We start from the raw sequence: 23,812 nt of genomic DNA on the forward strand, positions 1-23,812 counted from the left end.
GTTGAACTCTCTGCAAGCCGTTTCCAACAGGCCGTCTGCAAAAATTACGGCCACATCAAATTTTTCTTTCGAAAAATCAATCCCAACAAATACTTTTTGCGTAATTCTGGAAAACTTTCGTTAGTGCCTTATACAAAGGACTTTGGGAGAATTACCCATTTTTGAGGTAATGACTTGGCAACTATGCCATTTACTGCGTTTTGCCTTGAATTGCTTTCAAGTAACTCTTCGCCCTGCAAAGGTAAGATGTTTTTTCGAAATAAGAACTATCATGATTAATTTTACTGAATATAGCGATAAATCCGTCAGTCTTGATTTAATGGAATGGATGAAAAGGAGCTTTGAAGAATAAAAACAATCCGATAACAAAAAAAATATAGCCAACCTATTGCACAAGTGGAATAGTATTCATATATTTGCACTATACAAGATGTTTAATACATTAAAACTAAAACTTGTTTTATGAGAGATAACACTTTTGCAATAGATGAATTACTTAATGCTTGGGAAGAAACCTATAAAAAAGGGCAACTTACCTTTTGGATATTCCTTGCATTGAAAGAGAGCAACAAATGCGTTGAGGACATAAAAGCTTTCGTTGAGAAAGCATCTAAACAGTCAATGTCGTGCGAAGAACAAAGTTTATACAGAACCTTACGCAAATTTCAGAATTTGGCTATTGTAGCTTATGAAAATAGGAAAGTAAGCAAAGGTCCTGATAGAAAATATTACCATCTCACAGAAAACGGGTCCTTGCTATTCAGACGTTTTGTTGAACGTAACATATTAATATTTAATGATAGCTATATTATTAACCTTCTAAATAAGTGAGTTATGAAAGTATTAACATTCAGATTAGGACAATTCGCATTTTTCGGATTGGTTTTGACCGTTGCATTTCGGTTGGTTTTAAGCCTTTGTGCAGATGTCGAAAATGGAATAATCATACCATTGTGTGCAATAGCATATTGTGCTTTGATGTTTTTTATTGGTTGGCATTTCGGTAAGAAGGATGTCATAGAGAATGAAATTAATGATATTGGCTTCAGATGGCATTTTACAACATATCTGCTTTATAATGGGGTCAAGATTGTTTCTTATTATGTAGGATTATTGAATACGGGAAGCCTTAAAGCTATTGGATTTACTGCGTTATTTTGGGGAATTGGACTATTGATACATTTCGTATTCTTTGTAATAGCTCAACGGAATTCGATAAAAGGATATGATAAAGATGAAATATTCAATTAATGAGTATAGTTGGGGTCATTAGCCATAACAGTTAATGACCCCAGCTATACTCATTAGAACTTAATACCCCGATTTTGTTTCCTTGTAGGTACACCTAATTTTTCTCTAAACTCATTCATTTTCTTTCTGAACCAGCTCACGTGTGAAACCCCGTCTATCTTGAAATCGAATTTACCGCTTTCATCCTGTTTGATGGAGCAGACGGAGTGTCGGGTATCAAAACTTCGGTTAAATTCGGAAGAATAGAGTTCGCCTTTTATCCCGACCTCCTTGAACTCGCACAGTTTTCTGATTATTCCGTCATTAAACTTCAATCGGTCACGCAGGAAGTTTATTATAGGCATCAGCTTCTCCACATATGGAAAGTAGCGTCTGACAAAATCCGCAAACTCCGACAGCTTGCGGTGCTGTTGCTCGTAAGCGTTTCTTATCTCCTGTATCTGTTTGGCTTGTTGCCGTTCCCGTTGTCGGGCTTCGTTTTCAAGTTCAAGGATGCGGTCTTGCAAATCCTCGTTCCTGCGTTCCAACGATTTCATCTTTCCACTTCCGAAAAGAGAACCCACACTGCTTGCAAGGGCGGTTGCCGTATCGGTGGCTGCACATTTGAGCTTGTCAGTACGGATTTCTGCTTTTACCTGTCTCAATTCCTCCTGCGCTTCGGTCTTCTTTTCCTGCAACAGTCTGGTTTCGGTTTCGAGGACTTCATTCTTCTTTTTCAAGTCCCTATAATACTGCATGGTGGTGGTGTGCCGTGCTTCCGAACCCCGTACCCCACGCTGCAATCCGTATTTCGCCATTACCCTTGCGTAATTGTCGTGGTAGGCGACCAAGGTCTGGCGGTTGAACAGGTCATCGGCACACAAACGGACGGAATTTGTTTTCTTGCGGTACTTGCGCTTACCGTCCGTCTGCTCTTTCTTGGCTTTGCGCCTTTCACCCGTCACGATGGGAACAACGGCTGCATGTATGTGCGGAGTCTTCTCGTCCATGTGCAGATGTGCGGCAACCACATTGTCTTTGCCGAATGTGGCTTGCAGCCATTGGATGCTGTCGCTGCACCATTCATCGAGTTCTCCTTTTTCCTGTATGTTCATCATGTCCTCGTGCGTACCCGACAAGACCACCCGAACGACACGGACTTGGTCGTGTGTGATTTTCCGTCTGATGCCTGCCGTGTTCAGCCTGTGGGCAATCGCTTCATCCCTGCCGTGAACGCCATCGGGGTATTCGACAAGCACCCTGTTCAGATGCGTTCTTGTCGGGTCTGCGTTTTTAGGTATTATCTTTCTCTCTATATGGTCGGACTGCGTGGTGTCCGATGTACCCTTTGCCTTCTTAATGTCCAATGAAAAATATCCCATATCATTACTGTTTTTGCGGTTATCGTTATGTTTCTTCTCTCTGCCTGCGGCATCGGCTCACAGGGTTTATTATGCAAATGAACCATTGCAGCACTCGGCATAATCCAAACGAGTTTGGCTTCTGCTCTCGTTTGCACAGGGTTTCCAAAGGGATTTCCCTTTGGCTCGATAGGGTGTTTTTAGCGTTACGGAGTAATGCGTGAAGAAAACGCCCTATTAAGCTATGGTATTTCTGTCTAAATACCTTGGGAGAGCAGACGAGCATATTACAGATGAAATCCCCCTTTCTTTTTCGGTGGCTGCATCATCCGCCTTGCGGATTGGACTTGCTTCTTCTCCTTTATCGGCTCTGCCGATTGGGACAAGGGCTTACCGCACAGGTAGTCGTTCAAGTCCTTATACTCACGATAGTACATTGACTTGTCAAGCAGCCGTTCCCCAAACTTCTCTTTCAGCTTCTTGCAGGTGTTCCGTCCTGCCGTGTCGTTGTCAAGGAAACAGCCGACTTGGGTGTAGGTTTCCAATATGCTTTCCGCTTTTGCAAGATTGGAAACGGAGTTCAATATGACATAGTCCTGTGTGTCCAATCGCGGGTGTTGCGGATTGTTTCCCACTCGGATGGTAAGGAATGAAAGGTAATCCATGAACCTCTCGAACAGGTAACACATACATCGTTGTCCGCCCTGCTGTCGGATATGGGTGATGTCTTTCGGGGCGACACATCCCTTGAAGTATCTGTTGCGCACTTCATATCCTCCTGCCATGTTCGGAAAGCCGATGGCAAAATAGGGTTTGTCGGCATTCATAAACCGAAGCTCCCTGCATTCTCTTTTGGCAAGTCCGATGTTTATTCCCCTTTCTTGCAGATAGGCAATAAGTGCAGGAGAGGACAACTCACCAACCCTTAATCCCTGATAAGGCTGATTGTCGGAATGCTGTCTGCCAAAAGAGAACAATGCAGGGCGGATGTATGCTGTCCGCTCCTCTATGCGTTTCAGCAGATAGGCTACATCTTCCGAATGGTAGAGTTCCGCTGCCAATGCGAGGATGTTTCCGCCTTTGCCGATGCCGAAGTCATACCATTTTTCAAGCTCGGTGTTTACCTTGAACGATGCGTCCGTTTCTTCCCGTAGCGGTGATTTATACCACAGGTTCCTGCCTTGTTGCTTTACAGGCGTATAGCCCAGACTTTGCAGATAGTCTGCCAGTTTGATTTGCTTTACATCTTGGATTGTCATATTACATACGGTTTTGAAGTTGATGAAAATTTGTTGATTTGATGAATTGTTAATGTAATATGTTTATATACAGCCTCGTAACCTCTCAACATCTTCTCAACAAACCACTCGCCAAAAGAGAAATCCACAAACGGGTGTCGGTGGTCTCTCAACTTCTCTTTTGGCTTGTTGAGATTTTGTTGAGAATGTATATCGTTTATTGTCAGTGCATTTATACCCATATTCAACAATTCAACAGAAAAATGATAATATTACAGGGATTCAAGTTGCTCCCTTGTGACGGTGTAGAAGCGTCCCACTCTCCTTATCGGCTCATACCGACACTCCCGATTGCAGTTGAACAGGTAGGTGGTATAAGTCAGTCCGTTTGGCGCAGGAGTCAGTTTCCAACATTCCTGCAACACTTTTCGGACTTGGTGTTTCTCCACCTTTACCTGTGAGTGTACCAGCAAAAGAAGAATGTCACTGTAACAGAAAGAGAATGTATCCGTGCCGACACTGTCCATGATGTCAAGGATAAGTTCGTGCATCTCTATCTCCAACCGGTTGCGGTTGCTGCGGATAATCTTCTGCAAGGCTTCTGTATGCAGTAATGTGGGGTTGAACCACATCCGGCTTTCCTTTTCGGTGGACAGTTTTCTGTGTTGCAGGAAATGGAGAAAGGCGGGTATCTCCGCTTTCAGCTTTTGCAGGAAGTCGGTATCATCGGACTGCAAGCGGTTTATCTTGCGCACCCAATAGCGTGTTTCCCCTGCGTCTATGATTACGGGCAGATACTCGTTGTTGGAACACAGCACGAATTTGGCGAAGAACGCAATCTCGTCACGGTCTTTGCCTTTGGCTTCCACCTTATAGGAAAGTGTGGTGCTGAGGTTCTTCAACCGCTCGCTATCCTCCCTGCGGTTGAGCAGCACCTCATCCACCACGATAAGCAACTTGCCGGCCCAGTCGGAATTGAACTGGCTGCGGAAATCCTCGTTGGTGTTAAAAGTCACATTGTTCTGAAAAAGGGCTTTCAGAAAGTTCAGGAAGGTGCTTTTGCCCGTGTTGCGTTCTTCCGACACCAACAGCAGGATAGGCAACTTCTGAATCGGTTGCAGGTAAAGCAGTTGCAGATAGTCCATCCCCAACTCGTACTGTTCCCCGAAGATGTGCCGTACCAAAGATTGGATATGCGATAAATCGCCCTCCTGCGGTCGGTGGTCTATCGGTTCGTAGAGGTTAAGGAACTTGCCGACCACGGAACGGTAGCCGATGTGTTCGGGTACGGTGCAGAAGCCGTCATACTTGGGAACGCTGCCGATGTAATCCTTGCCGTAATCCTGTCGCAGGGTCTCGTTGTTCCATGCGATGCGTTTCTTCACATACCCTCCGTTCAGTCTCGGTTGCTCCACAATCTTGTAGAGCGTTGTCCCTACACGGATAAATTCTTCCTTTGCCATGCCGCCATCCGATGGCGGTCTGTGGCTGTCCTGTTGTTCGATAGCTGACATAATCAAATGGTTTTAAGTTTGAAAATTACCAGCTGCAAAAATATAATCAATTATCGGATAGGTTGTTATGCAAAACACAGCAGAATGGTGACAAATAGCCCCCGAAACAAAAACTTTCGATGGCTTGGGGCAGGAAACAGGTTCTGCAAACGGAAAAACTCCCGAAAAGCGAATGTCGGATTACGCTTTTCGGGAGAAAAAATCAGAGCGTCTGTCGTTCTGTCGTACTGACTTAATGAATTACTGACTTACCGAGTGAATAATGTCAGGCATTCAGCTACGAGAAGTATTCGGATTTGGATATACCGTTGGTATTCAGCGAGAAAAAGATGCTTGTTTTCTCTTTTCGCAGGTACAGTCTTTCAAGAACGGCATTGCGTACCCGTTCCGCTCCGAATGTGCCGATATGGAAAGCAAGGGCAACTATCGCTTCAAGGTTGTAAACCTCCATACAGCAATTATCGGATACCCGTATGCTTCGCCTTATCCCATATTCCCTTAAAACTCCGCTCTTGCAAAGAGCTTTCAGCCCTGCACGGAATGTCGGGGCGGTTACTCCGAACAGGTCGCAAAGTTCCCATTCGCTCATGGCGGTTGCGCTAATGTCGGTCGGCAAGGTGATGTTGCCGTTGCCGTCCGTTGTGATGATGCTTCGTTTCATGGCTATGCTTGGTTATGGGGTTACACTTCCGAACGATGCGTTCAGCTTGTTGCCGAACATCGTCAGGTCATTGTCAAGTTTCTGTGTGGTTATCTTCGCATAGATTTGAGTCGTGACAATGTTCGTATGTCCCAAAACACGGCTCACGCTTTCAATGGGCATCCCCTTGCTAAGAGCCAGTGTTCCAAATGTATGACGTGCGCAATGGTAGGAGATTTGCTTCTCTATTCCGCATTCCGCCATTACCTTTTTCAATTGTTTGCACATCGTCCAATAGTTGATTTTCCCGAAAACCAGCTTGTCTTCCGACAGATACTTGTACCGTTCGATTATCTGCAAGGGAATATCCAGCAGCTTCACTTGGAACGGGACATTTGTCTTGTGCCGTTTCGACAATATCCATTTCTCACCGTTCACTTCCACTATTTCGTCTGTTGTGAGTTCTTTCATATCCACGAAAGACAAGGCGGTGAAGCAGGCGAAAATGAACAGATCCCGCACCAATGCGAGGGTGGGGTTGTTAAACTCGTGCGCCATGATTCTTTTGATTTCGTCCTCTGTCAGATACTCCCGTTCCTTAACATTCGGGCTGATATGGAACTGCGCAAACGGATTTCTCGGTATCAGTCCGTTATAGTGCGCACGCATGACCACGCCTTTCAGCCACATGCAGTTCAGCCAGATGGTGGCGTTTTTCAGTCCCCGTTCAGCCGTAAGATAAGCCGCAAACTCCTTGATGAAGTCGGGTGTAAGTTCCAGCATGGACATATCCGTCCGCCTGTAGAACGACTTGATAAAGGCTGCGACATAATTTCTTGCCCTTACCATGACCTTGTATGTGCCGATGCTGCGGTCTTTGCCGACACGTTTCAAGAAGTTGGCGCAATCCTTGTCAAAAGCCTTTATCAGTGTCTCATACTCGCTTCCTACCCCTTGGTAGGCATTGCGTACCATTTCAGCCGTTACGTATGCCTCTCGGTCGGATATGCGCTGATAGTGCTTGATGATTTGCGCCTTGATGTTATCCAAAGCCTGATTGATGTTCCGTGCTTCGGCACTCTTGCCTTTGGCTCGGTTGCCTTTCGCATCCCAAAGGTTTTTCGGGATGGTCTGCTTGCAACTGAACTGCGCCACAGTACCGTTGATTGTCACTCGTCCCATGATGGGGACAATACCGTCTTTCTCCTTGCTGCCGTTCACGTAGAACAGCACTTTGAATGTACTTCTTGCCATACTCGTTTTTTTTGTTTGCAAAGTTAAATATCAACGAGTTAGACCTTGATACGCAAATCGGTGACAAACGGTGCAATAGCATCTCTCATATGTTAAATCTTACTCTTTCACGGGTAATGATTTGCAAACCATTCTTCTTCTTAAATCCGCTTTTCTTTGCGTTTTCCGATTTTTCGGCTTGTCATCATTTGACACCGCAACGACTCTGATATTAAGTCATTTAGCGTCATTTCTCCCGTTTTTCGAGGTTATTCCAGAGATTTTTCATAACTTTGTACTTAATTATATTTGAACCGGTCGATAGTTGTATGGACTAATACTCTAATAAGGCTCGGAGCCGATAACTTTCTATCTGGTCTTTGCAACTATGTCGGAGAGGTCCGAAACAGGGCCTGGTCTTGCGACTGGAAAGGGTAATGGGTTACCTCACCGACTGACCGGTTCTTCCTTAATACGACAAAGGTAAGAAACAGTCTTGAGTTGTCATAATTATAACTCCTGTTTTTTTTAAATATGCGACTGCGTCGCAATCTTCTGCAAACTTAGAGAAAGGGCAAAAGCATAAAAATATATGGATGAAAAATGTAAGTATTTGATAATTAATGCTTTTGCCCTTTCAGGGCGAATGGGTAATTGAACATAAAAACCCGGGGTGCCGCTTCGCTCTGCCCCGGGCTATGTGCTCGCTGCCCCTGCAGGGCGCGTTCATTCAGGGCACATCCATCTAAAGCGCGTTCATACTATATTCGTAGGATAATGTAGTTTTATTTTGTTGAATAACTTATAAGTAGAGCATAGGTGTCGCTCAGACGAATCTTGCGGACAGTGGCAGGGGGTGTATGTGTTTTTGCGTTGCCGGTATTTGTTTGGTTTCGGTACTATGTCGTTGTACTGTCAGTTTAAAGGCGTTGTACTGTCAGTTCAAAGGCGCTGTACCGTTAGTTCAAAGGCGTTGTACCGTTAGTTCAAGGGCGCTGTACCGGCAGTACAACGCCTTTGAACCGTTACGGTTTTCATCATATCGTGTTTTTCATCTCACTGTTATCTTTCGTGTGACGGATGTTTTTTCTCCGTAACTCTTTATTATATATATGCCTTTGGACAGGTTTGCGGCATCTGTAATGTTGGTTTTGGTGCCGTCGAATGTGTATATCTCGGTTTCAGTGCGTGTGGTTTCTTCTTTCGCAGGAGTGTCTATTGATGTGGGATCGGATTCGAGTGCCGGCATGAATATCACCTCACCGAGTGCGGCATTGTCGTTTTTATGGAATACGACGGTCTCTATGCTCTCGCGGTCCTGTGCGGCTACGCTCTTCCAATGGTTGCCCTGTGCATATACGGTATTGGCCGAATTGTTGTAAAGGTCGTATATGGTTCCTCCGAAACCGTTGTTGAGGAACACGTTAAGGCCGGGATTGTAGTCGGCGGCGTTGCTGTCTTCCGTCTTTCCCACGTTTACGCAACGTCCGCCGATGATGGTTATGCCCCACAGGTTGCCTTCGATATAGTTTCCGGTGATGGTTGTTGTCTGTGTCTTGTACGGGTCGTAGATGTTGATGCCGCTTCCGCCGTTGTTTGGGTTTGTCTCGTGGTTGTTGCCGATGATGGTGTTGTTCTTTATTACGGCTGTCTGTTCACAATATGTGGCCAGTCCGAAACGGTTGTCTCTTATTTCGTTGTTTTCGATGAGTGTGTTGAGTTCTCCGGTCAGTCCTATAAGGTTTGACACTACGATTCCTCCTACCATGTTGTGCTCGGGGTTGCCCGTTATCTTGCAGTTGCGTATTGCGATGTTGGCAGCTGTTGTGATGTTCAGCTGAGGAGTGTTCATGTTGGCGGTGCCGTTGGCTGTGAATGTGCAGTTGTCTATGGTCACGGGGTTCATATAGTTGGCTGCTCCTCCGATGGCGCTCTTTGCGCATTCGGTGAATGTGCAGTTGGTAATGCGGAATTCGGCGCCGCTTGTTCCCATGCTCAACGCCGCCGTTCCGGATACGGCGTTGTGGCGTGTGAAAGTGCAGTTGTCGGCTTCCAGGCCGTATGTACCGAAGTTTTTCAGTCCGGCATGTTCGAAGTCGATGTTTTTGAAGTATGTCACGCTCTTGTCGTTGTCGATGAATATTCCGTATGGCTTTGACGTATCGTCGACAGATGTTAAGAGTACACGTTCCTTAGCTTGGAAGTCGGCCTCTCCGGTTATGGTCAGTCTGACATTGTCACCCATGAGTATGGTGATTCCGTCTTCTATCTTGAATCTGTCGTTTTCGGATATTTCCACGTTGTCGGACATTGCAAATGTTTTGTCTCCGCTCTTTGTAACTCCCGATGCTACTGTTTCCGACAGCATTGTCATGGTCCACACTGTTCCGTCTCCCGGTGTCTTGAAGTCTTCGGCCATGGTGTTGGTGATGGCCATTGCAGCTGTAATGGCTGCCAATACAATCTTTTTCATTCTGTTTTGTTTTTATTGTTATTTGTTGTCTCGGCAACTTCAGTGAAGTTCTTTGACTGTGCAAAGTTACGCTTTTTATGATATTATAAGTAGTTTGTAGGCCTTAAAGTGTTATCTTTGCATAAGATAAGTTGCACTTGGCAGTTTGAAAACAGCTTTTCATTGCACTTGTTTGCATTATCTTTGTATAAAAATTTATGTAGGTTTATGAAAATAATCGGTCTGAGCATAGCGGCTATTGCTTTTTCAGTGTGTTTTTCGTCATGTACGGCATTGTCAAGATGGCTTTGTACGGATAATGTAATGCCGGACATTATGGAGGTGAGTACTTTTGCCATTGACAGTCTGCACGACTGCGACCTGCTCTTCCAGGCTTCCGTATCGGGCAATGCCATCACCGACGTTACCCGCGGTGTGGATGATATGAATATCGACCATGTTGGTGTATTTGCGCGTATCGACGGACGACCGTCGGTGATAGAGGCGCTTCCCGGTCATGGCGTGTGCGTTACTCCGTTGGATTCGTTTCTATGTCGCAGGATGTCGCCTGAAGGTGTTCCGCAGGTTGTTGTGGGGCGTGTCACCGGACTTGACGTACAGGCTTCTCTTAACGGTGTGCAGCGTTTTATAGGCTGCAACTATGATAGTCTGTATCTTCCTGGAAACAGGGAGATATATTGCAGCGAACTGGTCCAGTTCAGTTTTGTGGATGGCGGAGACAACTTCGTGTTTGAAAGTGTTCCCATGACATTCCGTGACTCTTCAGGACATATTCCCGACTTCTGGACCCGTTTCTATGCACGCCATGGAATGGCTGTACCCGAAGGTCGTCCGGGCACGAATCCGGGTGAAATGTCGCGCAGGAAGAAAGTGAGGATTGTCATGAGGTTTTGATACGTCGTTTTTTTTTGTTAATTTTGCCGCTGTAATGAGAAAACTGAGGACAATAGAGATGAATCGTCTCACGGTAGACGAGTTCCGTGAGGCTGACAAACTGCCGCTGGTGGTGGTGCTTGACGACGTACGGTCGATGTACAATGTGGGCAGCGTGTTCCGTACGGGTGATGCTTTCCGCATAGAGGCAGTTTATCTTTGTGGTATAAGTGCCACGCCACCAAGTACCGAGATACATAAGACGGCGCTTGGAGCCGAGGACAGTGTGTGTTGGAAATATTTCAAGACGGCGGGTGAGGCGGTGGAAGAACTGGCGTCTGTCGGCTACGAGATATATTCCGTAGAGCAGGCCGAGGGTAGCACTATGCTGCACGACTTTGTGCCGGAGCGTGGAAAACGTTATGCAGTGGTATTGGGCAATGAAGTGAAAGGTGTGCACCAGGAGGTGATAGACATGAGTCACGGTTGTCTCGAAATACCGCAGTATGGCACCAAACACTCAATGAATGTTTCCGTCACGGCCGGAATAATAATGTATGCTTTCAGATTCTGCGGTATGGAATAAGCTTTACGGCTATATATTTATGAAAAAAGATATGGAGACTATATTGTTTTGTCCGTCCGTAGACCATAGTGTCCAATGGTTGTATACGGAAAAAACAATATAGTCTCCATATCTTAGTTTATGGCACTTAATAATGCATATTTTCATCAAACCAAATTAGCAAAGCGAACGTGTTCGGACTTTGCTGATTTGGCTCGACTGGAAGATTATTCTTCTTCGTAGAATTCTTCTTTTCCAACTCCGCACAGAGGACAAACCCAATCGTCGGGAATGTCTTCGAATGATGTTCCGGGTGCTACTCCGTTTTCAGGGTCACCGATAGCTGGATCGTAAACGTATCCGCATGTTTCACAAATGTACTTTTTCATAATGTTTAAATTTAAATGAGTAAATAATAATAAGTTGTATTTAATTTATTGTTTTCTTGCCATTGCAGAACTGAAACAAGTTTCATTCTGTTTGTTTGGCTTGACGAAAACGTTCATATTCATAACGTTTTTTTAATGTTCATCACATATTCTATTTTCTCTATTATCAGCTCCGGAGGTATATTGTTCATACAGGCGAAGTCACCGCGTAGGCACGGCCTGTTGCCGTAAATGCTGCACGGCCGGCATGGCAGGTCTGTCTGTACGGCTGTATCGGGTTTCTGATTCCATCCCATGAATCCGGCAAATGGGTGTGTAGCCCCCCATACGCTTACCACCGGTGTCCCTGTAAGGGATGCGAGGTGCATGTTGGCACTGTCCATCGACACCATTACGTCAAGGTGACTCATTAATATCAGCTCCTGTTGCATGTTCTCAAGGATGGCGCCTACGTTGACACATTGTTTGATGTCCGTGCACCATTGCCCGAAAGTTTCATCCTCACGTTTGCCGCGTCCGAAGAGGAATATGCGTGCTTTGGGGTATTTTACGGTTGTTTTTTCTATTACCCGACGCATGAGTATCGGCGGATATACCTTGCCTTCATGTGCTGCAAAGGGTGCTATTCCGATCCATTGTTCAAAACTTTTCTTTGGTCCTACGGCTGCGGGCAACAGATTAAGGTTGCCGCCCTCCTCGGGGAATATGGAGCGGAAGTTTATTGTGACGGGATACCCCAGTTTTGCAAGCACGTCAGTGTAGTTCTGGAATGATGTGGTCTGCTGCACCAGTTGTTTGTTTTCGGGTGTCGTGAGCAGTTTCTTTCCTTTTCGGTGCTTGTCGATGTGCGCAACGTTATATTGTCCGATGAAAAATCTCATGCGCAGATAGTCCGAGCGTAACACATTATGGAAGTCGGCAACGGCTGTGAAGTTCTTGGCCGTGAGTCGTCTATACAGTGTGTTCAGACCTTTTACTCCGTGATATTCATTCTTCAGGTCGGCTTCCATGAAGTTGACATTAGGTGCAAGATCTTCAAAGAACGCTCGTGCATATTCGCGGCTCAGCACTGTGATTCTCACGTGCGGATAAGTCATTGCGAGCGAATAGACTACCGGCACAGCCATCGCTACATCGCCAAGTGCCGAGAATCGTATTATCAGAATATGCTCTTTTTTCATTTGTCTTGACGTTGGATTTTCATCCGTTGTTTTCGTACTCCGTTTTTCTGGACTTGTTTCAATACCAAAATATTTGGATTAGTTGATATGTCTTGTCCTTTGGTCGCCTCTTTTTCTATAATGATAGGGCTGGAGAACATCTGCCGGGCACGGTATAGTCTTGTTTTTTTATTTCTTGTTGTATAGTACCGGATTTGTAGAAGGGTCGTTGTACATCTTCATCTGTTTGTAAACTTTCATATACTTGCGTCCGGACTCTATGTCTTCCAATAACTGGTCGATGGCGAGCGACAAGTCTTTCTGCTGTTCCAACAGCACCTGTAGTTTGGCGGCACATTTGGTACGGTGTTCCTCCGGTGCATCGTTTCGGTCAGCCTGTTCCTGCATGTGGTATATCTTTAGTGCCAGAATAGACAGGCGATCCACAGCCCATGCGGGGCTTTCCGTGTTCAGTCGTGCATCGGGCAATGTCCTTACATTACTGTACTGCTGTCTGAACCAGCTGTCTATCTCTTCCACAAGGTCGGTGCGGTCCTGGTTGCTGCGGTCTATGCGTCGTTTCAGCGACAGGGCTTCGTCGGGGTTGATATGCGGATCGCGTATTATATCCTCGAAGTGCCATTGTACGGTGTCTATCCAGCACTTGGTATATAGGTGATAGTCTATAGAATCCCTGTCGTAAGGATTGTGGATTGGTGTGTCCACATTGTCAGTAAGGTGGTAGTCCCTTATGGCTTGATTAAAGATATTGTTAGAATGTTCTGTAAATGACATTTTCTTCTTTGTATTATGTTTTCTGTTTGCAAATCTAAGTAAACTTTTTCAATTATCCAACGAAATTATCAGATTTTCATTTCATTATAGTCTTTTTTATAATTGATTTTGTGTACTTTTGTCTGCGCAATGAAGATAGTTATAGACGATAAGATTCCTTATATCCGTGATGCTGTGGCTGCTATTACGGATGACGCGGTGTATATGGACGGCAGCGCTATAAAAGCTGATGATGTGCGTGATGCCGATGCAATGATAGTGCGTACTCGAACCCGTTGTGACGAACGGTTGCTCGGCGGCAGCCGGGTGCGTTTTGTCGGTACGGCGACTATAGGTTACGACCATCTTGACACAGCGTGGCTCGATCGTGCCGGAATATGTTGGACCAATTGCCCGGGATGCAATGCGTCTTCGGTAGCACAGTATCTCCGTTCTGTGTTGATTCTGCTTGCAAGGTTTCACGGCGTCAATCTTGTTGGAACGACGATTGGTATAGTGGGTTGCGGTCATGTGGGTACACTCGTATGCGACGTTGCTTTGTCGTTCGGAATGCGTGTTCTCGTTTGCGATCCGCCAGTGGGAGCTTCGGGATATGTTTCGTTGGAAACGATAGAGCGTGAGGCCGACATAATAACATTCCATGTTCCGTTGACACGCGACGGAGCATATCCTACATATCATCTTGCCGACGAGGCTTTCTTTTCGCGTCTTGTGCGTCGGCCGTTCATAATAAACACAAGCCGTGGCGCCGTTGTCGACAATGGTGCTTTGTTGCGTGCCATCGACGATGGCATTGTGCGTCAGGCCATTGTTGACACATGGGAGCGTGAACCTCACGTCGACTTGCGATTGCTTGATAGGGTTTATATCGGTACACCTCACATCGCAGGATATTCGGCAGACGGCAAGGCCAATGCCGACAATATGGTCTTGGATGCCTTGTGCCGTTTTTTCGGTGTGGCGGCTCCTCCTGTCGTACTGCCTCCTCCATTGCCTTCGGGTTTTGTATATACCGGAGATCCGTTGCAACTTTACAATCCGCTTGACGACAGCCGGCGCCTGAAGGCATATCCGGATAAATTCGAATATTTGCGAGGCAATTATCCATTGAGAAGGGAAACCGCTTTTTAGATATAAAGAATAGTTTTCTTTATGTCCACAAAAAAACAAGTCTTTATGTCTAAAAATAAGATTATGCAATATATATGAAATCTTCGCTATGTATCTAAAAATCTGAAAAATAGTGATTTTTCGCTAAATATGGCAACGGTGTCGGATAAAATAAGTAAATTTGCACGTTATTAAATAAAAGAAACTAAAAATAAAAAAGAACAGATAACGACATGGATAAGGTAAGCTACGCTTTGGGTATGGGTATCGGCAACCAGCTGATACAGATGGGTGCAAACGATTTGAATATAGATGACTTCGCAACGGCTATCAAAGATATGCTCGCCGGCAGAGAACTGAAGTTGTCCAATCGTGAGGCACAGACCATAGCTACTGATTATTTCGCGAAAAAAGAAGAGAAAATAAATGCTGAGCGTGCCGAGAACGGCAAGGCAGCCAAGGAGGCCGGAGAGACTTATCTGGCTGAAAATGCCAAGAAGGATGGTGTGGTGACACTGCCGAGCGGACTGCAATATATTGTTCTGCAGGAAGGTAGCGGCAAGAAGCCGAAGGCTACAGACAGTGTGAAATGCCATTATGAGGGATTTCTTACCGACGGGACACTTTTCGACAGCAGCGTGCAGCGTGGTGAACCGGCTGTGTTCGGTCTGCAGCAGGTTATAGCCGGATGGACCGAGGGTCTTCAACTGATGCAGGAAGGTGCAAAGTATCGTTTCTTCATTCCTTACATGCTTGGCTATGGCGAGTCTGGTGCAGGGCGTTCCATACCTCCATATTCAGCACTTATATTCGACGTAGAGTTGATAGAGGTGATGTGATATAATACATTTACAGAGAAATCATCATAATATTGTTACAGAATAAAGAATAACCAAATTAAATATTTTACAATCAGAATGAAAAAACTGACATTTGTAGCCGCAATGGCTATCACTGCCGCAGCGTTTACATCGTGCGGTCAATCTACTCCTAAGGCCAACCTTAAGAGCGATGTAGACTCAATGAGCTATGCTATCGGTATGGCACAGACTCAGGGTCTGAAAGAGTATCTTACTATGCGTCTTGACGTAGATACCACTTACATGGACGAGTTTATCAAAGGTCTCAACGAAGGTGCCAATGCCGGTGACAACAAGAAGAAGGCCGCATACTATGCAGGTATTCAGATAGGCCAGCAGATAAGCAACCAGATGGTCAAGGGCATCAACCACGAGGTGTTCGGCGACGACTCCACACAGACAATATCCATGAAGAACTTCATGGCCGGATTCATAAGTGGAACGACAGGCAAGAAAGGTCTCATGACCATGGAGCAGGCCGGACAGGTGGCACAGACCAAGATGCAGCAGATAAAGGCCAAGAGTATGGAGAAGCTGTATGGCGACAACAAGAAGAAAAGCGAGGATTTCATGGCCAAGAACGCCACAGCCAAGGACGTAAAGAAATTGCCAAGCGGTGTCCAGTATAAGGTGATCAAGGAAGGCAGCGGAGCCATTCCCGCCGACACATCCATGGTAAAGGTTCACTACGAGGGCCGTACTATCGACGGTAAGGTATTCGACAGCTCATATAAGCGCGGCGAGCCTATCAATCTGCGTGCCAACCAGGTTATAAAGGGATGGACCGATGCGTTGGTACACATGCCCGCAGGTTCTACATGGGAGGTTTACATTCCGCAGGAACTGGCTTACGGCGAGCGTGAGCAGCGTGACATCAAGCCGTTCTCGGCGCTGATATTCAAGATTGAACTCATTTCTGTAAACGAGAAATAATCTTTCACGGATATGAAGAAAGTATTTCTGATGGCACTCGTCGTAATGGCGAGTGCATCTTTTAATGTAGCTTTTGCTGCAAAGAAGAAGAAAAAAGACAATGGCAAGCAGCCTGTGGTAGCCCCGGTAGTGCTTGCCACGAGTTCCGACTCGCTGAGCTATGTGGCCGGAAAGAGCATGACAAACGGTTTGCTGCCTTTCCTGAAACAGCAGCATGGTATAGACTCTACGGGCATGGCTGACTTCGTGCGTGGTCTGAAAGATATGCTTGATGCCGGTGACGATCCAAAGATTAAGGCATATTCAGCCGGAATGTCCATCGGCGCACAGCTTAAGGGGCAGATGCTTGCAAGCATGAAGAAAGAGTTTGAGGACACTCCCGACTCAATAGTCGATGCTTTTGTTTTCCGTGGTTTTGTCGATGCGCTTAACGGCGACACGGCTGTCTTCAGTCAGGATAACGCTGAAAATCTGTTCAGAATCAAGCGCGAAGCCGACAGAAAAGCCAAGGAAGAGAAACTCTATGGTGCCAACCGTGATGCCGGTCGTGATTTCCTTGCTTCAAATGCAAGGAAAGACAGCGTGGTGACACTGCCCAGCGGGCTGCAGTATAAGGTGCTCGTGAAAGGCGAGGGCGAGGTGCCGCAGCGCACGGACAAAGTTCTTGTAAACTATGAGGGACGCCTGGTTGACGGTACTGTGTTTGACAGCTCAAGCCGTCATGGTTCAAAACCCGCATCTTTCCGTGCCGACCAAGTGATAAAAGGCTGGACCGAGGCTCTCACGATGATGCCCGTTGGCAGCAAGTGGCAGCTTTTCATTCCATACGAACTGGCCTATGGAGAGCGTGGTGCCGGCCAGCAGATAAAGCCTTATTCGGCGTTGGTATTCGATGTGGAGCTTGTCGGGATAGACAAACCCAAGACTGAAGAGGTGAAAGCGACCGATGATGTCAAGACAGCCAAGAAGTCTGTTCCTGCAAAGAAACCGGTACCGGCTCGCAAGAAAGCTGCAAGGAAATAGGCGGACGCAGACAATCAGACAGATTGCCGCATCCATTACTTTCAGCATATAGGCTGTACAAAAACAGAGTTCCGTCAGACTGTAAGGTCAAATTAAAAAATATGGCCATACAGTCTGACGGAACTCTGTTTTTGATACAGCCTGAATTTATTCTTAGGGAAAACCATAAAAAACACTTAGGGGTTTCCATAGATTTTTGTTTTCCAGCACAAAAAGCCTTTAAAACGATTTGCATTAAGTTATAAAGTTACTAATTTTACAATGAGAAAACGAGATTGTCTCGTCCGGAAAAAGACTATAAGACGAGTCATACCTACATATAATTAATATAAACTTATAACTTTTGAAAATGAAAAAGATTTTTTTGATGATTCTGATGCTGATAGAAATATTGTCGGCGGCAGACACCTCGGAGTATTCTATACTCGTTGTGCAGTTGAAAAGCGGTAAATATGATGTTTACCAGCTTGATACAAAGCCCAAGATAACATACGAAGGCAGCGAAATGGTGATGAAATCCGGACTTGTGGAAACCCGGTATGAACGTTCGCAGGTTAAGAATCTGAATTTCGGTGACGAGACCACCGGCATCAATCCTTCAAGGACCGGTGAGTTCGGATTTGCTTTCAGCGGCAACGAGGCACTGATAGAAGGTATCGGGACAAACGGAACGGTGAGAGTGTTCGGAATAGGCGGGCAACTGATAACGACATCACGGGCGTCAGACGACGGCACAGTACGTTTGTCTTTCAGCAATCTTTCAACCGGAACATATGTGATAGACATTAACAGAGAGAAAACCATTAAAATAATGAAGCGATGAGGAAGATATTATTAATCATGGCGACGATATTCTCATTGACAGCCGTGGGGCAGGTCAATATGACGGTATATCTGAGCAACGGTGAGGTGAAGGTGTATGACAAGGCGGATGTTGACAGCGTTACGTTCGGTATGTCGGGGGACACCGACAAGTACAACGGCTACGAATATGTTGATCTCGGACTGCCTTCGGGGTTGAAGTGGGCCACGTGCAACATCGGTGCCGACGCTCCCGAAAAGTATGGCGACTTTTACGAATGGGCTGAAACAGAGCCGAGAGACAGATACGGCAAAGGAAACAAGTACAGCTCTGATGGAAGCAGTTTGAAATACTCCAAATACAACAAGGACGACAACAAGACCCTGCTTGACCCGGAAGACGATGTGGCGCATATGAAAATGAGAGGCGCCTGGCGTATGCCGACACTCGATGAACTGAAAGAACTTTTCAATCAGTGCCAGTGTTCTGTCGAAACGGCAGGAGACGTGAAAGGATTCAGGATAACAGGTCCCAACGGCAACAGCATGTTCATGCCTTTGGCAGGTTACAATATGGGGGAATCTATATCGAAGCGTGGATATAAAGGAATATATTGGTCTTCATCGTTGTATGAGGATGAAATAAGCAGCAAAGCCAATACTGTCTCGCTATTTGATACAGGCAAATTCAGATTTGAATCCCTTAATCGTAGCTTCGGCTGCTGCGTAAGGGCTGTGATAGAGTAAAAAACATAAAAAACAACGATGACAATGAAGAGAATAATATGTTTGTTAACCATCATTTTCTGTGTATCAACCTCTTATGCCCAGGAAATAATGAAGGTATACATCGGTGAGCGCATTTTTGATGAGTATAAGATAGAAGACGTGGACAGCGTGGTTTTCAATACACCGTATGACAACGACAATTACAACAACCACGAATATGTTGATCTCGGACTGCCTTCGGGGCTGAAATGGGCCACGTGCAACATCGGTGCCGGCGCTCCCGAAGAATACGGCAACTACTATGAGTGGGCGGAGACGGAACCAAGGGACTATTATGGTAAGTACAACAAATATTTCGCCGATGATTACAACAGCACCAATATGTTGCTTAAGTACAATGTCAATCCTTTGCAGGGTGATGTTGACAACAAGACCGTGCTCGACCCGGAAGACGATGTGGCGCATGTGGTGTGGGGCGGCACGTGGCGAATGCCTACTGACGAGGAACACAAGGAACTCCGCAGAAACTGCAAATGGGAGGACACCACGCTGAACGGAGTGAATGTGACGAAGATAACCGGCCCCAACGGCAACTGCATATATCTGCCGTATAACGGACGGCGTATGTACGACGATTTTATGGAACTGGACAAGACAGGTTATTACTGGACATCGTCGTTAGTTACAAAAGGAAACAGCTGGATGAAATATTTCTGTTCGTTCGCGAGCTATTTCAGTGTTCCTTACGCATTTGGAAATATGTTGAGAGATTTTGGTGCCGCTGTAAGGCCCGTTACGGAATAATCCTTTAAAATAAGTCAGTCAACAAAATTAGACTACATATCGTCCGGATATAGTCTAATTTTGTTGACTGACTTAATTCTATATTTTGTTGTCGGATGGGTTGTCTGTCTGCCGTCTGTGCGTAGGGCGTCTACCTTTTGTGGGATTATAGTGTCTGTTTCTTCAGTCTTTCTGCCATGGCCTTGCCCAGTGCCACGCATTGTGCAGTGGTGTCGGCATCGAGACTTTGTTTTATTTCCACCGGTGTGCCTGTCGGCTCGAAGTGCAGATGGTTGGTGTTCCATTCCTCGATTCTGGCAACGGCCTTGCTTGCCCATGCGTAGCTGCCGAACCATCCGAGGCAGTGGTTCTTGATGTCGCGGTTGGACAGTTCGTCGAGCAGCACGTCCATCTCGTGGTAAAGTCCTGTGTTGTACGTCGGTGCACCCACGATGAGGCCACGGTAGCGGAATACGTCGCGGATGATGTACGAATGGTGGGTCTTCGACACGTTGTACATCACGATGTTCTTTATGCCTGCCTCGCTTGCCGCACGCGCGATGACCTCGGCGGCGCGCTCGGTGTTGCCGTACATCGTGCCGTAACATATCACGAGGCCCTCTTCGGTTTCGTATCGGCTCATACGGTCGTACATGTCTGTCACTCGCGCTATGTTCTCGTGCCATACGGGTCCGTGGGTAGAGCAGATATAGTCGAGGTGCACTCCGGCGAGCTTTTTCAGTGCGTTCTGTACCGGTGTGCCATACTTGCCCACTATGTTCGAGTAGTAGCGTACCATCTCGAGCCAGAACTCACTGCAGTTGATTTGCGAGTCGACAAGTCCGCCGTTGAGGGCGCCGAAGCATCCGAAGGCATCGCCCGAGAAGAGTATCCTCTCTGTCGGCTGTCCGTTTTCTGCGGTGTTTTCGAGCAGAGTCATCATCGTTTCCGGCCAGTGGACCATTGGGGTCATTACAAACCGCATGGTGTGTTCACCGAGACTGATAGTATCTCCGTTTTTCACTTCAACGCGGTTTTCTTCTATACCGTAGAATCCGCGCATCATATCGAATGTCTTCTTGTTGCCGACAATCTGTATCTCGGGATAGTACTTGCGTATCAGTTCGATGGCGCCGCTATGGTCGGGTTCCATGTGGTTTACTACAAGATAGTCTATACGTCGGTCTCCGAGCACTTCCTGTATGTTCTTTATATATGCCATGAAGAAATCCACCTCGACGGTGTCCACCAGGCATACTTTGTCATCGACTATGAGATAAGAGTTGTATGAAACTCCGTTGGGCAGCGGCCAAAGACCCTCGAACAGGTTTTTGTTGCGGTCGTTGACGCCTGCATAAAATACTTTGTCTGTTATCTGTTGCATAATATATGTTTTTTATTTTAGAATTTAAAGGAGTGGGAGGGGGAAGAGGAGTCAAAGCCAATAGCGGCATAAAGGATATGTCTTCAAGCCTTTAACTCTTCTTGCTTCTTTGTCAAAATCTCATTTTCTCGCCGAACTCCTTGTCTATTGAATTGTTGATGCTCTTGCAGCAGTTGGCCGAGAATTGTTGGGCGCAGGCTATCACGTTGTCCCATTGCTGTTCGGTGAGTCCGCCCTCGATGGTCTTTCGCGTGATGTCGTAGCGCAGCAGGCCGTATACGAAACCGGCGTTGAAGTTGTCGCCTGCACCGATGGTGCTTACGGTGTCTGTCTCGATGACGGGATACTGCTTTTTCAGTCCGCCATCGGCGCGCAGTTCTACAGGCAGCGCACCGTTGGTGTATATGAACTTTTTCGTGTAAAAGGCTATCTCGCTGCGATATACGGTATCGGGGTCGGTCTTGCGGAACATCACCTCAAAGTCTTCGCGGCTGCCGCGTACGATGTCTGCGTATTCCAGATTTTCGAGAATGTTGGGTGTGAGTTTCATTACTTCGTTGCGGTGCGAAGCACGGAAGTTGACATCGTAATAGAGTATTGCGCCGCGGCTGCGGGCATATTCCAGAAATCCTACCACCTGCGGGCGTATGACGGGATTTACGGCATAGTATGAGCCGAACATCACCACGTCGTCGCGTTCTATTTCCGGATAGGCAAAGTCAAGCCGGTCGTGCGGGTGGTCTTTGTAGAAGACATATTCCGCATCGTTACTGTCGTTCAGGAAAGCCAGAGATATCGGCGACTTGCTGTTCGGGTAGACGTTGATATTGTCGGCGTTGACACCATTGTCGTTTAAAAAGCCGATGATGTTCCGGCCCACACGGTCGTTGCCTGCTTCGCTGATGAAGGTGGTGTTAATTCCTGCCCGTCCGAGCGATATGATGCCGTTGAATACAGAGCCGCCGGGTACGGCGCCGATTGGTTGGTCGTTCTTGAAAATTATGTCAAGCACGGTCTCGCCTATTCCTATTACCTTGCGCATTGTCTAAATGTATATTTTCGCTGCAAAATTACATATTTTACGTGAAGAATGAAGAGTGAAACATGAAGAATTTACTGTTAAGGCTGCTTTTCTTTGTCGCTCATTCTTCAATCTTCGTTTAAAGTAAGTATCTTTGCAATAAGATAGCAATGGAAAAGAAAATGAACTACAATACAGCGACATTGTCCAACGGGCTGCGCATAATACACTGTCCGTCGGCTTCACCGGTGGTATATTGCGGTTATGGCATAAATGCCGGCACCCGCAATGAAACGCCCGGTGAAGAGGGTATGGCTCATTTCTGCGAGCACATCACCTTCAAAGGTACCGGCCGGCGGAGCGCCTTGCAGGTGATAAACAGTCTGGAGCGTGTCGGCGGCGAGTTGAATGCCTTCACTACAAAGGAGCATACCGTGTTCTATTCGGCCATACTGCGCGACCATTTTGCCAAGGCTGTCGACCTGCTCACGGATATTGTCTTACATAGCTGTTATCCGCAGGCGGAGATAGACAAGGAGGTTGAGGTGATATGTGACGAGATAGAGAGTTACAACGATTCTCCCGCCGAACTGATATATGACGAGTTCGAGAGTATAGTTTTCGGCAGTCATCCACTTGGGCGCAGCATTCTCGGGCGAGCCGACCGCCTGCGTACATATACAACGGCTGATGCCATGCGCTTCACCAGGCGCCATTACCGGCCCGACAATGCGGTGTTCTTTGCATACGGTGATTTGGATTTCAACCGGTTGGTGGCCATGCTTGGCAAGGCTGCGGGCGATTGGCAGGTCGATACCGGCAGCATCGGAATGGCTGGTGGAGTGCCGTTGGTGCCTATGGCTGTCAGCAGTGGCTCCGGCAATGTCGGCGCCATGCCCGGATATGTGCCGCGCGAGGTTACCGTCAAGCGGCATACGCATCAGGCTCATGTCATGATAGGCAACAGGGCATACAGTGCACACGACGACCGCCGCATGGCTTTGTTTCTGCTCAACAACATACTTGGCGGGCCGGGTATGAACGCAAGGTTCAATCTGTCGCTACGTGAACGCCACGGACTGGTTTATACGGTGGAGAGCACCATGGTGGCTTACTCGGATACCGGTCTATGGAGTGTCTATTTCGGCTGCGATCCACATGATGTGCGGCGTTGCATACGTCTGGTGCGCCACGAACTCGACCGTATGATGGAGCGTACGCTGACACTGTCACAACTTAAAGCTGCCAAACAACAGATAAGGGGGCAGATAGCCGTTGCCTGTGACAACCGCGAGAGTTTTGCCCTCGATTTCGGCAAGACTTATCTGAAATATGGTGTAGAGAAAGATATGACGTCTTTGTTTGCCCGTATAGATGCCCTTACGGCAGAGCAGATAAGAGAGGTGGCAAGGGATATATTCGCAGCAGAGAGGCTGACGACGCTGACTTTTTTAAATGAAGAATAAGGAATGAATAATAAAGAATGAAGAATTTGCTGCCGCGGTTCATTGTTTGATTATTTTGTATAAGTTAGTCAATAGAATTAAACTACATAATCGTCCGAACATTGGAAGAACTTGCTCTGGAAGAACGCGCCCCGTAGGGTAGGGTGTCCAAAACTTGTCGTTCATTTCTGAAATCATAGTCAAATAAATATTAAGTCAGTCACAGCATTAAACTAGAACGCGCCCCAACGG

At 46.6% G+C, this 23,812-nt stretch carries 23 protein-coding genes; 12 read left to right on the forward strand and 11 right to left on the reverse strand.

The genetic code is table 11. The features are described from left to right. The first annotated feature begins 462 nt into the window (after positions 1-462). Together HPS55_RS13020 and HPS55_RS13025 are read left to right on the forward strand one after the other, a co-directional pair. Complete coding sequence (locus HPS55_RS13020) at positions 463-831, forward strand: PadR family transcriptional regulator (RefSeq protein ID WP_005856354.1); 369 nt, start codon at positions 463-465, stop codon at positions 829-831. Positions 832-834: 3 nt separating this feature from the next. Next, positions 835-1,251, forward strand: a complete 417-nt coding sequence (locus HPS55_RS13025) for a 2TM domain-containing protein (protein ID WP_005856352.1) — start codon at positions 835-837, stop codon at positions 1,249-1,251. 53 nt (positions 1,252-1,304) lie between these two features. On the opposite strand, the gene mobV is transcribed toward HPS55_RS13025, so the two are convergent. The 6 genes from mobV to HPS55_RS13055 form a co-directional block, all read right to left on the reverse strand. Continuing rightward, positions 1,305-2,612, reverse strand: a complete 1,308-nt coding sequence (gene mobV / locus HPS55_RS13030; protein ID WP_005856350.1) for a MobV family relaxase — start codon at positions 2,610-2,612, stop codon at positions 1,305-1,307. Between the two features lie 266 nt (positions 2,613-2,878). Continuing rightward, complete coding sequence (locus HPS55_RS13035; protein ID WP_172325005.1) at positions 2,879-3,850, reverse strand: toprim domain-containing protein; 972 nt, start codon at positions 3,848-3,850, stop codon at positions 2,879-2,881. 251 nt (positions 3,851-4,101) lie between these two features. Then, positions 4,102-5,343, reverse strand: coding sequence for a primase-helicase family protein (locus HPS55_RS13040; RefSeq protein ID WP_005856347.1), 1,242 nt, complete (start codon positions 5,341-5,343; stop codon positions 4,102-4,104). 277 nt (positions 5,344-5,620) lie between these two features. Continuing rightward, positions 5,621-6,004: a hypothetical protein gene (locus HPS55_RS13045; protein WP_005856345.1), complete on the reverse strand. Its 384-nt coding sequence runs from the start codon at positions 6,002-6,004 to the stop codon at positions 5,621-5,623. Positions 6,005-6,016: 12 nt separating this feature from the next. Continuing rightward, positions 6,017-7,237: a site-specific integrase gene (locus tag HPS55_RS13050; protein ID WP_005856343.1), complete on the reverse strand. Its 1,221-nt coding sequence runs from the start codon at positions 7,235-7,237 to the stop codon at positions 6,017-6,019. A 1,030-nt stretch (positions 7,238-8,267) separates the two neighbouring features. Continuing rightward, positions 8,268-9,689: a right-handed parallel beta-helix repeat-containing protein gene (locus HPS55_RS13055; RefSeq protein WP_172178634.1), complete on the reverse strand. Its 1,422-nt coding sequence runs from the start codon at positions 9,687-9,689 to the stop codon at positions 8,268-8,270. Positions 9,690-9,896: 207 nt separating this feature from the next. Here HPS55_RS13055 and HPS55_RS13060 point away from each other — a divergent pair, with 207 nt between their 5' ends. Beyond that, positions 9,897-10,583: a YiiX/YebB-like N1pC/P60 family cysteine hydrolase gene (locus HPS55_RS13060; RefSeq protein ID WP_172178636.1), complete on the forward strand. Its 687-nt coding sequence runs from the start codon at positions 9,897-9,899 to the stop codon at positions 10,581-10,583. Between the two features lie 34 nt (positions 10,584-10,617). Continuing rightward, a complete protein-coding gene (locus tag HPS55_RS13065) occupies positions 10,618-11,148 on the forward strand; it encodes an RNA methyltransferase (protein WP_172178638.1) in 531 nt (176 codons plus the stop codon). 206 nt (positions 11,149-11,354) lie between these two features. Here HPS55_RS13065 and rd read toward each other — a convergent pair whose 3' ends face one another. The 3 genes from rd to HPS55_RS13080 form a co-directional block, all read right to left on the reverse strand. Further along, positions 11,355-11,516, reverse strand: a complete 162-nt coding sequence (gene rd, locus HPS55_RS13070) for a rubredoxin (RefSeq protein ID WP_172178640.1) — start codon at positions 11,514-11,516, stop codon at positions 11,355-11,357. A gap of 119 nt (positions 11,517-11,635) precedes the next feature. Beyond that, complete coding sequence (locus HPS55_RS13075; RefSeq protein WP_172325007.1) at positions 11,636-12,697, reverse strand: glycosyltransferase family 9 protein; 1,062 nt, start codon at positions 12,695-12,697, stop codon at positions 11,636-11,638. A 168-nt stretch (positions 12,698-12,865) separates the two neighbouring features. Next, positions 12,866-13,471 (reverse strand): DUF4254 domain-containing protein, encoded by a 606-nt coding sequence (locus tag HPS55_RS13080; RefSeq protein ID WP_172178644.1) that lies wholly within the window; start codon positions 13,469-13,471, stop codon positions 12,866-12,868. A 129-nt stretch (positions 13,472-13,600) separates the two neighbouring features. Between HPS55_RS13080 and HPS55_RS13085 the strand changes: the two genes are divergently transcribed. The 7 genes from HPS55_RS13085 (at position 13,601) to HPS55_RS13115 (ending at position 19,731) form a co-directional block, all read left to right on the forward strand. Continuing rightward, positions 13,601-14,602, forward strand: coding sequence for a 4-phosphoerythronate dehydrogenase (locus HPS55_RS13085; RefSeq protein WP_172178646.1), 1,002 nt, complete (start codon positions 13,601-13,603; stop codon positions 14,600-14,602). 212 nt (positions 14,603-14,814) lie between these two features. After that, positions 14,815-15,420 (forward strand): FKBP-type peptidyl-prolyl cis-trans isomerase, encoded by a 606-nt coding sequence (locus HPS55_RS13090; RefSeq protein WP_172178648.1) that lies wholly within the window; start codon positions 14,815-14,817, stop codon positions 15,418-15,420. Positions 15,421-15,498: 78 nt separating this feature from the next. Continuing rightward, positions 15,499-16,374 (forward strand): FKBP-type peptidyl-prolyl cis-trans isomerase, encoded by an 876-nt coding sequence (locus HPS55_RS13095; RefSeq protein WP_172178650.1) that lies wholly within the window; start codon positions 15,499-15,501, stop codon positions 16,372-16,374. A 12-nt stretch (positions 16,375-16,386) separates the two neighbouring features. Further along, positions 16,387-17,397 carry an FKBP-type peptidyl-prolyl cis-trans isomerase gene (locus HPS55_RS14310; protein WP_172178652.1) on the forward strand — a complete coding sequence of 337 codons (1,011 nt, stop codon included), beginning with the start codon at positions 16,387-16,389 and terminating at the stop codon, positions 17,395-17,397. Between the two features lie 349 nt (positions 17,398-17,746). Beyond that, a complete protein-coding gene (locus HPS55_RS13105) occupies positions 17,747-18,220 on the forward strand; it encodes a hypothetical protein (protein ID WP_172178654.1) in 474 nt (157 codons plus the stop codon). Continuing rightward, on the forward strand, positions 18,217-18,945 hold the full coding sequence (locus HPS55_RS13110) for a hypothetical protein (protein WP_172178656.1): 729 nt from the start codon (positions 18,217-18,219) through the stop codon (positions 18,943-18,945). Before HPS55_RS13105 ends, HPS55_RS13110 begins: the two co-directional genes overlap by 4 nt. Before the next feature lie 24 nt (positions 18,946-18,969). Continuing rightward, a complete protein-coding gene (locus HPS55_RS13115; RefSeq protein WP_172178658.1) occupies positions 18,970-19,731 on the forward strand; it encodes a fibrobacter succinogenes major paralogous domain-containing protein in 762 nt (253 codons plus the stop codon). Positions 19,732-19,876: 145 nt separating this feature from the next. On the opposite strand, the gene HPS55_RS13120 is transcribed toward HPS55_RS13115, so the two are convergent. Together HPS55_RS13120 and HPS55_RS13125 are read right to left on the reverse strand one after the other, a co-directional pair. Next, positions 19,877-21,094: an FprA family A-type flavoprotein gene (locus HPS55_RS13120; protein WP_172178660.1), complete on the reverse strand. Its 1,218-nt coding sequence runs from the start codon at positions 21,092-21,094 to the stop codon at positions 19,877-19,879. A gap of 112 nt (positions 21,095-21,206) precedes the next feature. Further along, positions 21,207-22,136 (reverse strand): carbohydrate kinase family protein, encoded by a 930-nt coding sequence (locus tag HPS55_RS13125; RefSeq protein WP_172178662.1) that lies wholly within the window; start codon positions 22,134-22,136, stop codon positions 21,207-21,209. A 161-nt stretch (positions 22,137-22,297) separates the two neighbouring features. Between HPS55_RS13125 and HPS55_RS13130 the strand changes: the two genes are divergently transcribed. After that, complete coding sequence (locus tag HPS55_RS13130; protein ID WP_172325009.1) at positions 22,298-23,581, forward strand: M16 family metallopeptidase; 1,284 nt, start codon at positions 22,298-22,300, stop codon at positions 23,579-23,581. Positions 23,582-23,812 lie beyond the last annotated feature (231 nt).

Source organism: Xylanibacter rodentium (genome assembly GCF_013166575.1).
Lineage (GTDB): Bacteria > Bacteroidota > Bacteroidia > Bacteroidales > Bacteroidaceae > Prevotella > Prevotella rodentium.